Genomic DNA, 14508 nt, shown 5'->3' on the forward strand with positions numbered 1-14508 from the left:
TGAATAATTATTGGGTCATGCATAAGCAAAGACTTATAGTTGAGTCATCAGCCTTCGCTCAGGATGCATAGAAAATGCGTAAGTCATTGATGCGTATGACATTGCGTCAATTGCAGATCTTCAATGAGGTGTGCGACTTAAGGTCCTACAGCCGTGCAGCTGATGAAATGTCTCTCACACAACCTGCCGTGAGCCTACAGATTCGTCAACTCGAAGAGCTGATCGGCCAACCCTTGTTCGATTATGTCGGCAAAAAACTCTACATGACCGAGGCGGCCGAAGCGCTCCAGCGCGCCAGCCGGGACATTTTCGGGCGCCTGGAAAACCTCGATATGCAGCTGTCGGACATGCAAGGCTCATTGCAGGGCCAACTGAAACTGGCGGTGGAATCCAGCGCCAAGTATTTCGTACCGCACCTGTTTGCTGCCTTCAAGCGCCAGCACCCGGAGGTGAATCTGCAACTGACGGTGGTCAACCGTGGGCAAGTGATCCGGCGCCTCTCCGACAACCGCGACGATCTGGTAATCATGTCCATGGTGCCGCAGGACATGGGGCTGGAGTTCCTGCCATTTCTCAACAACCCGATTGTCGCCGTAGCACCGCCGGATCATCCGCTGTGCCACATGGGCCCACTGCGCTTGCAGGATCTGGAGCCCTACACACTGCTATTGCGCGAATCCGGCTCCGGTACGCGATTGGCCTGTGAAGAGTATTTCAAAGAAAAGCGCGTGCACTTCAACCAGACCCAGGAGGTCTCATCGGCCGAAGCCCAGCGTGAATGTGTGCTCGCGGGTCTGGGCGTGGCGCTGTTGACGCGCCATGCCCTGAACCTTGAGTTGGCAACGGGCGGACTGATCGAGTTGCCGGTTGAAGAGCTGCCGCTGTTCCGTAGCTGGTGCCTGGTGCAGGCCAAAGCCAAACGGCTGTCACCCGTGGCGCACGCATTCCTTGCGTTTATCCGCAGCGAGCGTATGCAAATCAGCGCCCTGGTTGAGCGTTTCGACGGGAAGTTGCGGGAGCTGCCTGCCAGTAATTGAGTTCCAGACCGTCAGGAAATTCGCCGATTTCGGCCAGAAGCTGGCGGCGTTCGCAGCGATCTTCGATCGCGCGGCGAAATTCCATGCGGCGCTGGTCTTCTTGCTGACGACGGGTTTTGACAGCGCTGTTGCGTTCTTCGTAGGGCTGGGCCATTTCGAGTCTCCCAAGGCGAGTACGGGAGTTTCAAGATAGGCACGAGGGATGACGGTTTGGCGGCGGGAGGGTTACAGAGGTGTGAACATTGGCAGATGACAGAGGTGTTTTTGAGGGCGCTTTCGCGGGCAAGCCCGCTCCCACAGGGGCCGGTGGTGTTCACTCATTCTGTGCAACACAGCCGATCCTTGTGGGAGCGGGCTTGCCCGCGAAAAGGTCGGAACGACCTTCCGACTATTTCACGCCAAACGACGAATCAATCGTCGAGGGCTTTTACTGACTTGGGCGACAGTCGCAAGCTGCGAAGGCTGCGCTTGACGCTTTTCAGGTGATTGACCAGGCTCGGACCGCGGGCCATGGCGACGCCCATCGCCAGAACATCGATCACCACCAGGTGGGCGATGCGAGACGTCAACGGCGTGTAGATTTCAGTGTCTTCGTGCACGTCGATTGCCAGGTTGACGGTCGACAGCTCGGCCAACGGTGTCTGGCTCGGGCACAGGGTGATCAGCGAGGCACCGCTTTCGCGCACCAGGTTGGCCGTGATCAACAGATCCTTGGAACGCCCCGACTGAGAAATACAGATCGCCACGTCGGTTGGCTTCAGGGTGACCGCCGACATCGCCTGCATGTGCGGGTCGGAATACGCCGCGGCGGTCAGCAGCAAACGGAAGAACTTGTGCTGGGCATCCGCCGCTACCGCACCGGAGGCACCGAAGCCGTAGAACTCGACACGCTGGGCCTGGGACATCGCCGTCACGGCTTTCTGCAACGCCACCGGATCGAGTTTCTCGCGAACCTCCATCAGCGTATGCAGAGTGGTGTCGAAGATTTTCAGGCTGTAATCGGCAACCGAATCGTCTTCATGGATCGCGAACTGCCCGAAACTCGCGCCGGCCGCCAGGCTCTGCGCCAGTTTCAGTTTCAAATCCTGAAACCCGGAGCAACCGATGGCGCGGCAAAACCGCACGATGGTCGGCTCGCTGATGCCCACACTGTGGGCCAGGTCGGCCATGGAGCTGTGCATCACCGCTGCAGGGTCAAGCAGCACGTGGTCGGCGACCTTGAGCTCCGACTTGCGTAACAGGTGACGTGACTGGGCGATGTGTTGCAGCAGATTCAAAGGGGTGGACTCTTTGTTATGGGCAGGCGCCGGGGATGTAGCACGCTTGTAGTTATACTACATGAATCGGCTTTTTGCCTGCTCAATGCGTAACTCGATGTCCCCATTTCACGCGACATGCACTCTATGTAGCACCTACAAGGGTTTCGCGTCCGCACGCAACAGCTCAGCCAGGTCAGCAGCCTCAACCGGGCGGCTGATCCAATAGCCCTGCACCTCATCGCAACGCTCGGCCCTCAGAAATTCCAGCTGCTCCGGTCGCTCGACGCCTTCAGCCACCACTTTCAGCGACAAACCATGGGCCATGGCAATAATCGCCCGAGTGATCGCCGCATCTTCACTGCTCTCCCCCAGACCACGGATAAACGCCTGATCGATCTTCACGTAGTCCACGGGAATGCGTTTGAGGTAGCTCAGAGACGAATAACCGGTACCAAAGTCGTCGATCGCCAGTTTTACCCCCAGGTCACGCAACTGCTGGAAGGTCGCAATGATGTGCTCGACGCTATCCAGCAACTGGCTTTCAGTGAGTTCCAGCTCGAGGTAGTGCGGCGCCAGACCTGTTTCCTCCAGCACCTGGCGCACCAGACTGACCAGTTTTCCCTGACGCAGCTGATGCACCGACAGGTTGACCGACACCCGAATCGGCTCCAGCCCCTGACGCTGCCACTCGCACGCTTGCCAACAGGCCTGGCGCAAAACGAACTCACCGATGGCGCCGATCAGCCCGGTTTCCTCGGCCAGACCGATGAAATCCCCCGGTGGCACCTGGCCCAGGGTCGGGTGATTCCAGCGTACCAACGCCTCGGCGGCATTCAGCCGGCCGGTGGCGAGGCAGAGTTTGGGTTGATAAAACACCTTAAGCTGCTTTTCTTCGATGGCTTTGCGCAGCTGGTTCTCGAGCTGCAAACGCTCGAGCGTGCTGGCTTGCAAGCTATCGGTATAGAACTGGAAATTATTGCCGCCCAAGTGTTTGGCATGCTGCATGGCCATGTTCGATTGGCTGACCAGCGCGGAAATCTCCCGTGCAGTGTCCGGCAACAGGCTGATGCCCATCGACACGCTCACCACCAATTCATGACCCTCGACGGTGATTGGCAATCGCAGCTTGGTCGACAAACGGGTCGCCACCCGTGCCAGACTCGACAGGTTGCCGTAGGCATCGAACAGCACTGCAAATTCATCGCCGGACAATCGGGCAATGGTGTCTGCTTCTGGCAGCGCATTGACCAGCCGCCGAGCCATTTTCTGTAATAGCTGATCGGCGACTTCGTGGCCGAGGCTGTCATTGAGCAGCTTGAAGCGATCCAGATTGATGTGCAGCAACGCCAGACTGCGGCGACCGCCCTGACGCACCCGCTGATGAGCCTCGTGCAACCGTTCGCGGAACAACGAACGGTTGGCCAGCCCGGTGAGTTCATCGTAATGGGTGAGGTAACGCATACGCTCTTCGGATTCACGTCGAGCGGACAGATCGGCGAAGAAGCCGACAATATGACTTACGTTTCCCCGCGAATCGCGCACGGCATTCAGTTGCAGCCACTGTGGGTACAACTCGCCATTCTTGCGGGTTTCGACCAACTCACCCTGCCAGGTGCCGTGCTGCTCCAGTGCTTGACGAATGGCTGCGTAATGCCGACGGGCATCGCGACTACAGGGCAGCTCGACCACGTTGCGACCGAGCATGTCTTCGATGTCGTAGCCAGTCACCCGGCTGAAGGCCTGATTGACGGCAATCAGTGCGTAATTAGGGTCGAAAATGACAATGCCTTCGCTGGCCGCCTCGAACACCGTCGCCGCGAGTTGTCGCTGCTCTTCCAGGTCCTTGCTGGCGCTGATATCGCGGCGGGTGCCGACCATGCGGATCACCCGGCCGTTCTCACTGCGTTCGACCGCTCGACCACGGTCCTCGATCCACACCCAATGGCCATCGCCATGGCGCACTCGATACTCGATCTGGTAATCCTCGCTGCGCCCCTTCAAGTGCTCGACCAGCGCACGTCTGAGCGACGGCAAGTCTTCGGGGTGCAGACGTGGCTTGAGATGGCTGAGCATCGCCGTGACGAATTCCGGCTCCAGCCCGAACAATTCCTGAAGCAGGGTGTGATGGACTTCATCGGTTTGCAGGTTCCAGTCCCACAACCCGAGTTCGCTCGCCTTCAACGCCAGCGCCAGCCGCGCTTCGCTCTTGCTCAAGGCCTGATTGGCGGCGTCCAGCTCCAGACTGCGTTGGGCGACCCGGTTTTCGAGGTCGACCTGGGTTTCGCGTAATTCGTCTTCGGCGCGTCGGCGCTGGTCGATTTCCTTGGCCAACTCTTGATTGAGCTGGTCGCTACGACTTTGGGCATGCTGCAAGTGCTCGATCAGGGCCTGATTCTGAAAGCGCCGCAGCAATCCCTGGTTGATCAGCCGATTGACCTGCCAGGCAACCACGCTCAACGAACCCAGCAAAATCAGCCCGAACCACCCCCAGCCCTGTCCCTGTTCATCGCCGCCCCAGAACAGATAGCCGATGGCCGGCAACAGACAAGGCAAGGTAAAGGACAGAAACGCGGGCAGGCTGACGGCATACGCGACGCTGGCCGAGAGCGCCGCGGCGCCCATCAGGCCGAATACCCAGGCTTGTTGCATGAAATTGTCAGCGGGCACTAGCGCAATGCCAGCACCGGCCAGGGTCAGGCCTGTCATGGCCGAGCCAAGCATGAACATGCGACGCCAGACCGGATGGGCCTGACGGTCAGGAATCGCCGAATCGAAGGCCGCGACCTGAATCACCCGCAGCGCCACCAGCGACAATAACCAGATCAGCCAGACGCTGACCACGAAGTAACGCTGCGGGCTCCAGAGCAACCCGGCGCAGACCAGACCGTTGATCAGCATGAACAGCGTAGGCAACAGCGAGCCCTGATACAGCAGGCGCGTGCGTTCGACCGCCATTTCCATGGCGTATTGTTTGCGGATAACCCGGGGCTCCACAGAGGGGCCCGACAGGTCGGAGCTGAGGGTCATAGGCAATGTTCTTGTTCTTATAGTGAGCATGCGAGCCCGAATCGTGGACGGAGCATACACAAGCAAATGCCCGGACCAAACAGCCCAAGGTCATAAAATAGACGAAAGTTTGAGCCGCCCGCCCCGGTACAAAAGCAGCCAGACGAGCCCCGCCAACGCTTGCAGCCACTGACCGACCGGTCGTCATCGGTGCTTCTTTCATCGGCTAATGCAAAGCTCGGTTTGCCCGGTGTGACGGCGCACCCTAGAATGCCCCGATGCGCGATGATCTCTCCCTTCTGCTGAACTCCCTCAACGATGCCCAACGCCAGGCCGTAGCTGCCTCCGTGGGTCGTCAGTTGGTCCTGGCCGGTGCTGGCTCCGGTAAAACCCGAGTGCTGGTGCACCGTATCGCCTGGTTGATCCAGGTCGAGAACGCCTCGCCCCACTCCATTTTGTCGGTGACCTTCACCAACAAGGCCGCTGCCGAGATGCGTCACCGCATCGAGCAGCTGATGGGTATCAACCCGGCCGGCATGTGGGTCGGCACCTTCCACGGCCTGGCGCACCGCTTGCTGCGGGCGCACTGGCAGGAAGCCGGCCTGAGCCAGACCTTCCAGATTCTCGACAGCGACGACCAGCAACGGCTGGTCAAGCGGGTGATCCGCGAGCTGGGCCTGGACGAGCAACGCTGGCCGGCCCGTCAGGCCCAATGGTTCATCAACGGACAAAAAGACGAAGGTCTGCGGCCGCAACACATTCAAGCCAGCGGCGATCTGTTCCTGGCGACCATGCGCAACATTTATGAAGCCTACGAGGCTGCGTGCCTGCGCGCCGGCGTGATCGACTTCTCCGAACTGCTGCTGCGCGCCCTCGACCTGTGGCGCGATCACCCGGGTCTGCTCGCCCATTATCAGAAGCGCTTCCGACACATTCTGGTGGATGAGTTCCAGGACACCAACGCCGTGCAGTACGCCTGGTTGCGTCTGCTGGCCAAGGGCGGCGACAGCTTGATGGTGGTTGGCGACGACGATCAGTCGATCTATGGCTGGCGTGGCGCGAAAATCGAAAACATTTATCAGTATTCCGACGATTTCCCGGATGCCGAGATCATTCGTCTGGAGCAAAACTACCGCTCCACAGCCGGAATCCTCAAAGCCGCCAACGCCCTGATCGCCAACAATACCGGGCGCATGGGCAAAGAGTTGTGGACCGATGGCGGTGAAGGCGAAGCGATCAATCTGTACGCTGCCTTCAACGAACACGACGAAGCACGCTACGTGGTGGAAACCATCGAAAGCGCGCTGAAAACCGGCCTGGCTCGCAGCGATATCGCGATTTTGTACCGCTCCAACGCCCAATCGCGCGTTTTGGAAGAAGCCTTGCTTCGTGAACGCATTCCGTACCGCATTTATGGCGGCCAGCGCTTCTTCGAACGGGCAGAAATCAAGAATGCCATGGCGTACCTGCGTTTGCTGGAAGGCCGTGGCAACGATGCGGCTCTGGAGCGGGTGATTAACGTTCCGGCCCGCGGCATTGGCGAAAAAACCGTCGAAGCCATCCGCGATCATGCGCGCCACAGCGACGTATCAATGTGGGAAGCCATGCGTCAGCTGGTGGCCAACAAGGGCCTGACCGGTCGCGCTGCCGGTGCCCTTGGGGCATTTATGGAGCTGATCGAGAACCTCGCCGCCAAGTGCATGGAAATGCCGCTGCACCTGATGACCCAAACCGTGATCGAGCAGTCGGGGCTGATTGCCTACCACCAGGCGGAAAAAGGCGAGAAAGGCCAGGCTCGGGTAGAAAACCTTGAGGAACTGGTCAGCGCCGCGCGCAACTTCGAAAACCCGGAAGAGGATGAGGAGCAATCGCCACTGTCGGCGTTCCTCGGTCACGCCTCGCTGGAGGCCGGGGATACCCAGGCCGACGAGCACGAAGACAGCATTCAGTTGATGACGCTGCACAGTGCCAAGGGGCTGGAATTCCCTTACGTGTTCCTGGTGGGCATGGAAGAAGGCCTGTTTCCGCACAAGATGAGCCTGGAAGAACCCGGTCGTCTTGAAGAGGAACGCCGCCTGGCCTACGTCGGTATCACCCGGGCGATGCAGAATCTGGTGCTGACTTATGCAGAAACCCGACGCCTGTATGGCAGCGAGACCTACAACAAGGTGTCGCGTTTCGTACGTGAAGTGCCGAAAGGCCTGATCCAGGAAGTGCGGCTGTCCAACAGCGTCAGCCGTCCGTTCGGCGGCGGCCAGCAGCAGAGTTCCAGCAGCCTGTTCGGCGGCAGCGAGATCCCGGACACCGGGTTCAGCCTTGGCCAGACCGTGCGGCACTCGGTGTTCGGCGATGGAGTGATCCTGAATTTCGAAGGCGCCGGCGCTCAGGCGCGGGTGCAGGTGAACTTCAGCGACGGCAGCAAGTGGTTGATGCTGGGTTACGCCAAGCTGGAAGCGATCTAAAGGCAACCGAGAGTTTTTTGTGGGAGCGGGCTTGCTCGCGAAGAACGATGATGCGGTGCCTCTGATACACCGAGGTGCTGCCTTCGCGAGCAAGCCCGCTCCCACAGGTTGATACCCTGACTCCTACAGAACTCATCCACTCGTCCTACAGACCAAAGTTACCAGGCCTTATTGCGCTGACTGAAGCTGAACATAACCTGTCAGGCAAAAGCCCGAAACACTCTGCCGCTAGCCAGTAACACTTCAGCTGTGCAACATGGCGCGCGTGCCATCCACAAATGGGAATTCCCTTTATGAAACGTTTTCTTAGCATCGCCATGGCGTTGTGCATCGGCCTGACGATGAGCCTGGACGCCAACGCCAAGCGCTTTGGTGGCGGCAAGAGCTCCGGCGCTGCGCCGACTCACCAGACCAGCCAAATGGCTCCTTCTTCTACTGCAGGCGGCGCTGCTGCCACTGCGGGCGCGGCCGGTGCCGCTGGCACTGCCGCCAAAGCCGGCGGTGCTTCGCGCTGGCTCGGCCCTCTGGCCGGTATCGCGGCCGGTGGCCTGCTGGCCTCCATGTTCATGGGCGGCGGCTTCCAGGGCATGCAGATCTTCGACATCCTGATCATGGCGGTCATTGCCTTCCTGATCTTCCGCTTCATCGCCGCTCGTCGTCGCAAGCAGCAGGAGCACATGGCTCCGGCTGGCGCGCCGATGCAACGTGAAGTGTTCGAGCAGAAACCAGCCATGGGTTCGATCTTTGGCGGTTCGGCTGCACCTGCTGCCGCGCGCCCAGTGATCAATGCGCCAGCCTGGTTCAACGAAGAGCGCTTCATCGAAGCAGCCCGCAACCACTTCCAGTCCCTGCAGCAGCACTGGGACGCCAACGAAATGGACAAGATTGCCGAGTTCGTGACCCCGCAGCTGCTGGAGTTCCTCAAGCGCGAACGTGCCGATCTGGGCGACGGCTTCCAGTCGACCTACATCGATAACCTCCAGGTCCAACTGGACGGCGTTGATGACCGTGCGGACAAGACCATCGCCACCCTGACCTTCAGCGGCGTGTCGAAGACCTCGCGTTTCGACCAGGGCGAAGTGTTCAGCGAAAGCTGGAACATGGAACGTCCACAGGGCGAAAACCAGCCTTGGCTGGTGGCCGGTATCCGCCAGAACGGCTGATCACTTCCCGCGTTTCAACTGTTGTAATAAAACCCCGGCCTCAGCCGGGGTTTTCTATTTCGCGGTTGCATCTATAGCGAGCTACTGTATAAACCGCCCCAACTAAACCGCGCCATCAAGCAAGAGGATCCCGGACGTGGAAGAAATCATCGAACAACTGCGTGAAGCCAACGAACCGGTACCGGTCCCCTTGGAATTGCCAGACGAAGATCAGATTGTGGAAATCGAAGAGCAACTGTTCATCGACATCCCGTTCGTCTTCAGAGAATTTTTGCTGACCGTCAGCGACGTGGTCTACGGCAGCCTGGAGCCGGTGACCGTCACCGATCCGCAGTCCCACACCTACCTGCCGGACGTCGCCGCCAACGCCTGGGATGCTGGCGTCGATCGCAGCATGATTCCGATCTGCCAAGACGGTGACAATTACTACCTGGTCGAAGAAGACGGCACCGTGGTGCTGTGGCTGGCCGAAGAAGAGCTGCTCGCCGAAGAAACCTGGGAATCGGTATGGCACTGGGCGCGGGACGTCTGGCTGGAAAGCTGATCCGCCCTGAAGCACCACGCGGTCAATGCCCGGACGAATCGTTATGGTTGTCCAGCGTTTCCAGCAACGCCACCTGCATCCGCGTATGCACGCGGATGAACCAGCGCCAGAGCAGCGCCACTACGGCGGCCGCGACGATGACGATCAGCCCCAGCAACTTGTTGGTCGGCAGAATACTGGCCGACAAGGCCGCCAGCAGCAGGAAAATCACCAACAACGAGAGGATCGGGATCACTTCGGCGATCACCCGACGTACTCGCTGTGTGTGCCGGCCGGCCATTTCCGGCTTCACGCCCATCTCTGCCAGCAGCATCGACAGCGCCTTGAGCTTGCGATAGGCGGCGATCAGGAACGGCAGTGACAACAGCAACGCCCCGCCCCAGATCAACGCTTTCTGCCAGCTCGGGTCGCTGATCCAGTCCTGCAGGTAAACGGACATACGCTCGGCGAAGAACGCGCCTGAGAAAAAGATCGCAATCACCAACGCCAGATTGACCCCTACCTGCAACAGAATCCGCCGAATCATCGACGCCAACAGTGCGCCCTCGCCCTGCGGCTGGATGCTGCGCAGCCATTCGCCATCCATCCCCAATACACGGCCCAGACGCTGCGGCATCACCGCGGCAAGCTTGATCGACAAAGGATCGGCCGCGCGGATCAGATACGGCGTCAGCAGCGTGGTGATCACCGAGACGGCCACCGCCACCGGATAGAGAAAATGGCTGGTGACCTGCAGCGTCATGCCCAGCGCCGCGATGATGAAAGAGAATTCGCCGATCTGTGAAAGCCCCATCCCCACTCGCAGTGAGGTGCGTCCGTCATTGCCGGCGATAAAGGCGCCGAGGCCGCAGGACAGCATCTTGCCCAGCACCACGGCCACGGTGATCACTGCGATTGGCCAGGCGTATTGCAACAGGATCATCGGGTCGAGCATCAGGCCGATGGCGACGAAGAAGATGGCACTGAACAAGTCGCGAACCGGCTCGATCAACTGCTCGATCTTCAGCAGTTGTCGCGATTCGGCCATGATCGCGCCGATCAGGAACGCGCCGAGTACCATGCTGTATTCAAGCTTGACCACCAGCAGGCAGAAGCCGAAACACAGGCCCAGCACAGTGATCAGCAACATCTCGTTGCTTTCAAATTTGGCCACATAGGCAAGCAGTCGCGGCACCAGTAGGATGCCGATGACCAGCGCGACAATCATGAACAGCGAGAGCTTGCCGACCGTGGAAAACACTTCGCCAGAGCTGACCGTGCCGCTGACCGCGATGCTCGACAGCAATGCGATGATGCCGATGCCGAGGATGTCTTCGACGATCAGCACGCCGAAGATCAGCTGCGCAAAACGCTCGTTTTTCATCTTCAGGTCGTTGAGCGCCTTGACGATGATGGTGGTCGAGGAAATCGCCAGGATCGCGCCGAGGAACAGCGAGTCCATGGTATTCCAGTCGAACCGGCGGCCGATTTCGTAGCCGATCCAGATCATCAGGACTATTTCCAGGAACGCTGCGATGAATGCCGTGGCGCCGACCTTGAACAGCTTGCGCAGGCTGAACTCCAGGCCCAGGCAGAACATCAGGAAAATCACCCCGAGCTCGGCGAGGGTCTTGATGGTTGCTTCGTCGTGGATCAGGCCGAACGGCGGCGTGTGCGGGCCGATGATAAAGCCGGCGACGATGTAACCGAGCACCACCGGTTGTTTGAGACGATGAAAGAGCACGGTCACCACACCCGCGATCAACATGATCACTGCCAGATCCTGAATGAAGCTGATGGCATGCATGGCGTGTGGCTCCTTCGGGTGGGCTTTTGAAGGGTAACATCGCGACTTCCGACGGGAAGACGGTGCAATATATGGAAACAGATCGATTCGGGCGTGACGGAGGCCCCCCGCCCGGCGTCCCGATAACGGTTGGTTGAAAAAATCGATCAGGCACCCGCAGAGGTGCAACCCCGAAATCCTGCCTTGAACCCGTGAGTACGTTATGGAACCCGGAAACGCCCAGCTGTCGATGACGGTATTGATGACCCCCGACATGGCCAACTTCTCTGGCAATGTTCACGGCGGCACCCTGCTCAAATACCTCGATGAAGTGGCCTACGCTTGCGCCAGCCGCTATGCCGGCCGCTATGTGGTGACCCTGTCGGTGGATCAGGTGATTTTCCGCGAGCCGATTCACGTCGGCGAACTGGTCACCTTTTTGGCCTCGGTCAACTACACCGGCAACACCTCGATGGAAGTGGGCATCAAAGTCGTGACCGAGAACATCCGCGAACGCTCGGTGCGTCACACCAACAGCTGCTTCTTCACCATGGTCGCGGTAGATGACCAGCGCAAACCGGCCTCGGTCCCGCCGCTGCAACCGCAGAACAGTGAAGACAAGCGTCGGTATATGCAGGCCCAGCAGCGTCGGCAGATTCGTCAGGAACTGGAAAAGCGCTATCAGGAAATCAAGGGCGACGCCTGAGGTGTTCGGGCTTTAGATCGCTTTCGCGGGCAAGCCTCGCGCCTACGGGTTCGGATCGTACACATGTGGTGTGATCAACCCGAACCTGTAGGAGCGAGGCTTGCCCGCGAAGTTTTTAAAGGCTGATCGCTGTCGCCTCGAACCGCACCCGGGGATGGGCGATCCGGTCCTGCGCCCGCACCAATTCCAGCTCATAGCTGGCGCAGGCCTGGGTTTCCAGCAGCACCTCATGCACCGCCGCCGCGGTGAACTCCAATGCAGCCACCAGGCTATCACCCAGCAACACGCGCGCCAGAAACAGCCCGGATGTCAGATCGCCAACGCCCACCGGCTGACGCGGGAACGCCAGTAGCGGCCGGCGCAGGTGCCAACTGCCTTCAGCGGTCACCAGCAACATTTCGAAGCCGTCCGCCGGTTTGCCGGGATAGTCCAGATGCTTGACCAGCACCGCCTTCGGACCGCGCGCCAACAGCGCGCGAGCCATCGCCAGGCAATCGAACAAAGACAGCGCCCTGCGCCCCGAGAAGCTGTTCAGCTCCAACTGGTTCGGGCACATGAAGTCGGCCACCGCTGCGGCCTCTTCCAGCAGAAAATCGCTAACCTCCGCCGGTACGCTGCAACCCTTCTCCGGATGGCCCATCACCGGGTCGCAGAGGTATAAAGCTGCAGGGTTGATCGATTTGATTCGTTCCACGCCTGCGAGAATCGCCCGGCCCTGCGCCGCGCTGCCGAGGTAGCCGGACAACACGGCATCGCAATTGCCCAGCTCGCCAATCGCCGCGATTCCTTCCACCAATTCTGGTATCTGATGCGGGGGCAGCACTTCCCCGGCCCACTGGCCATATTGCGTGTGGTTGGAGAACTGCACGGTATTGAGCGGCCAGACGTTCACCCCGACCCGCTGCATCGGGAAAACCGCGGCGCTGTTGCCAGCGTGGCCGAACACCACGTGGGACTGAATGGCGAGCAGATGGGGCGTACGTTTCATGCGGTGGGTTTTCCGTAAAACGATTGAAATTCGAGCCGCGCAGTATGCGACGAAACGCAGTCTGTACGACAGACCAGAGACGCAGTTAAGCTGACGCTATCTAGTTGGAGCACCCTGTTGATGCTGACCCTCGGAAATATCTTTGTGCTGATGCTGCTCGCCACCGGTGGCGCGTGGCTGTGGCACAACCACGGCTTGCGCGAACGCGCCCTGGAGCGGGTCAAACAGCATTGCGCCAAACTCCAGATCGAACTGCTGGACGGCAACGTGGCCTTGAAGAAGATGGCGCTCATTAAAGATGCTACCGGTCGTCGGCGCCTGGCCCGTGTGTATAACTTCGAATTCACCGTGACCGGCGAAACCCGCCACACCGGCACCATTACCCAGTTCGGCGCCCATAGCGCACAGATCGAGCTCGCGCCCTACCCGATGCCGTTCGACGACACACCGCCGGTGGTCGATGTCGCGAAGCCCAGAGCCGAGGTGATTGAACTGAGCCAGTGGCGGCAAGAACACACCAAGTGGCGTCCATAAATCAAAAGATCGCACCTGTAGGAGCTGCCGCAGGCTGCGATCTTTTGATCTTCAACCCAACCGGCAGGCGACCAGATCTCTTTGCAGCACTTCAACAACCTGCGGCTCACTGAAAATCAGCTCAATGCGCGAATCCTGTCGCCACTCGCTGGGCTGCCAGTCCAGTAACGAGTTATCCAGCGCATTCGCCAACACCCAACCCTCGACGCTGTGGATAACCAACTTCGCCCGCCGCCATTCAAGGCGCTCAAGCCACTTTCCGATCAGTACGGCATCGAATGTCTGACTCGGATGCCAACGCCAACCAACACTCCAGCCCCCCTCCTGCGCCTGGCTCAAACAAATCGGTAGCGTAGGGTCAGTCCAGATGGCCGGCATCTGCGCCAATCCCTTGGGCACAATAAAGTTATCCACACCCGCAACCGCCTGAGCCCCCAGCCCCGGTAACTCGCTCAATGGCAAGACAGCTTGCTGCGTCCAGTACAAAGGACGCGCCGGCAACTGCTCGGAGATTCGCTGGCGATCACCCTCATTGAGGTGTTCTGCCTTGTTCAACAACAGCAACCCGGCACTGTCCAAGGCTTGCTGTTGCGCCGCAGGCAGCGGTTTGCCAGTCGCGAGCGCCTGGGCGTCCAGCACCAGCACGCAAGGCTGAACAGCCAGGACGCCTTGCCACGGCACCTCACTCAATTGCCGCAGCAACTGCGCCGGATGTCCCAGCCCGGAGGGCTCGATGAACAGTCGATCCGGTCCTGCCTTGCGCAGCAACCGCCCGAGGCCGATCTGAAACGGTGCACCATTGACGCAACACAAACAGCCCCCGGCCACTTCCCCCAGTGCGATACCATCGGCGTCCTGGGTCAACAGTGCGGCGTCCAGACCGATCTGGCCGAACTCGTTGATCAGCACCGCCCAGCGCTCACCGGCCGGCCGTTGCGCTAGCAGGTGCTTGATCAGGCTGGTCTTGCCGGCACCCAGCGGGCCGGCAATGACGTGGGTGGGAATGTTCTGCAACATGGTCGAGGTTTTCTGAGGAGGTAAAGG

12 protein-coding genes are annotated in these 14508 nt (G+C 59.8%); 6 read left to right on the top strand and 6 right to left on the bottom strand.

Going from position 1 to position 14508, the window contains the following annotated elements; translation table 11 throughout:
* The first annotated feature begins 74 nt into the window (after positions 1 to 74).
* Positions 75 to 1037, top strand: a complete 963-nt coding sequence (locus KGB14_RS24455) for a LysR family transcriptional regulator (RefSeq protein WP_223489239.1) — start codon at positions 75 to 77, stop codon at positions 1035 to 1037.
* Here the strand turns inward: KGB14_RS24455 and KGB14_RS24460 are convergent.
* The 3 genes from KGB14_RS24460 to KGB14_RS24470 all read right to left on the bottom strand — a co-directional run bounded on the left by KGB14_RS24460 (position 979) and on the right by KGB14_RS24470 (position 5323).
* Positions 979 to 1191: a PA3496 family putative envelope integrity protein gene (locus tag KGB14_RS24460; protein WP_223489242.1), complete on the bottom strand. Its 213-nt coding sequence runs from the start codon at positions 1189 to 1191 to the stop codon at positions 979 to 981. The genes KGB14_RS24455 and KGB14_RS24460 overlap by 59 nt on opposite strands.
* A gap of 256 nt (positions 1192 to 1447) precedes the next feature.
* On the bottom strand, positions 1448 to 2314 hold the full coding sequence (gene hexR / locus KGB14_RS24465; protein ID WP_003187110.1) for a transcriptional regulator HexR: 867 nt from the start codon (positions 2312 to 2314) through the stop codon (positions 1448 to 1450).
* 135 nt (positions 2315 to 2449) lie between these two features.
* Positions 2450 to 5323, bottom strand: coding sequence for an EAL domain-containing protein (locus KGB14_RS24470; protein WP_223489244.1), 2874 nt, complete (start codon positions 5321 to 5323; stop codon positions 2450 to 2452).
* A 257-nt stretch (positions 5324 to 5580) separates the two neighbouring features.
* Between KGB14_RS24470 and uvrD the strand changes: the two genes are divergently transcribed.
* From uvrD to KGB14_RS24485, 3 genes are all read left to right on the top strand, one after another.
* On the top strand, positions 5581 to 7764 hold the full coding sequence (uvrD, locus tag KGB14_RS24475) for a DNA helicase II (protein ID WP_223489247.1): 2184 nt from the start codon (positions 5581 to 5583) through the stop codon (positions 7762 to 7764).
* Between the two features lie 293 nt (positions 7765 to 8057).
* Positions 8058 to 8927: a Tim44 domain-containing protein gene (locus tag KGB14_RS24480; RefSeq protein WP_223489249.1), complete on the top strand. Its 870-nt coding sequence runs from the start codon at positions 8058 to 8060 to the stop codon at positions 8925 to 8927.
* A gap of 136 nt (positions 8928 to 9063) precedes the next feature.
* Positions 9064 to 9471, top strand: a complete 408-nt coding sequence (locus KGB14_RS24485; protein ID WP_008073570.1) for an SMI1/KNR4 family protein — start codon at positions 9064 to 9066, stop codon at positions 9469 to 9471.
* Positions 9472 to 9493: 22 nt separating this feature from the next.
* On the opposite strand, the gene KGB14_RS24490 is transcribed toward KGB14_RS24485, so the two are convergent.
* Positions 9494 to 11257, bottom strand: coding sequence for a cation:proton antiporter (locus KGB14_RS24490; RefSeq protein WP_223489251.1), 1764 nt, complete (start codon positions 11255 to 11257; stop codon positions 9494 to 9496).
* A gap of 202 nt (positions 11258 to 11459) precedes the next feature.
* Between KGB14_RS24490 and KGB14_RS24495 the strand changes: the two genes are divergently transcribed.
* On the top strand, positions 11460 to 11942 hold the full coding sequence (locus KGB14_RS24495; protein WP_007934430.1) for an acyl-CoA thioesterase: 483 nt from the start codon (positions 11460 to 11462) through the stop codon (positions 11940 to 11942).
* 115 nt (positions 11943 to 12057) lie between these two features.
* Here KGB14_RS24495 and pdxY read toward each other — a convergent pair whose 3' ends face one another.
* Positions 12058 to 12930, bottom strand: a complete 873-nt coding sequence (gene pdxY / locus KGB14_RS24500; RefSeq protein ID WP_223489253.1) for a pyridoxal kinase PdxY — start codon at positions 12928 to 12930, stop codon at positions 12058 to 12060.
* A gap of 120 nt (positions 12931 to 13050) precedes the next feature.
* Between pdxY and KGB14_RS24505 the strand changes: the two genes are divergently transcribed.
* Positions 13051 to 13464, top strand: a complete 414-nt coding sequence (locus tag KGB14_RS24505; protein WP_223489255.1) for a DUF3301 domain-containing protein — start codon at positions 13051 to 13053, stop codon at positions 13462 to 13464.
* A gap of 51 nt (positions 13465 to 13515) precedes the next feature.
* Here KGB14_RS24505 and KGB14_RS24510 read toward each other — a convergent pair whose 3' ends face one another.
* Positions 13516 to 14481 (bottom strand): CobW family GTP-binding protein, encoded by a 966-nt coding sequence (locus KGB14_RS24510; RefSeq protein WP_223489257.1) that lies wholly within the window; start codon positions 14479 to 14481, stop codon positions 13516 to 13518.
* Positions 14482 to 14508 lie beyond the last annotated feature (27 nt).

This window comes from Pseudomonas sp. A-RE-19, from assembly GCF_019956555.1.
Taxonomy (GTDB): Bacteria; Pseudomonadota; Gammaproteobacteria; order Pseudomonadales; family Pseudomonadaceae; genus Aquipseudomonas.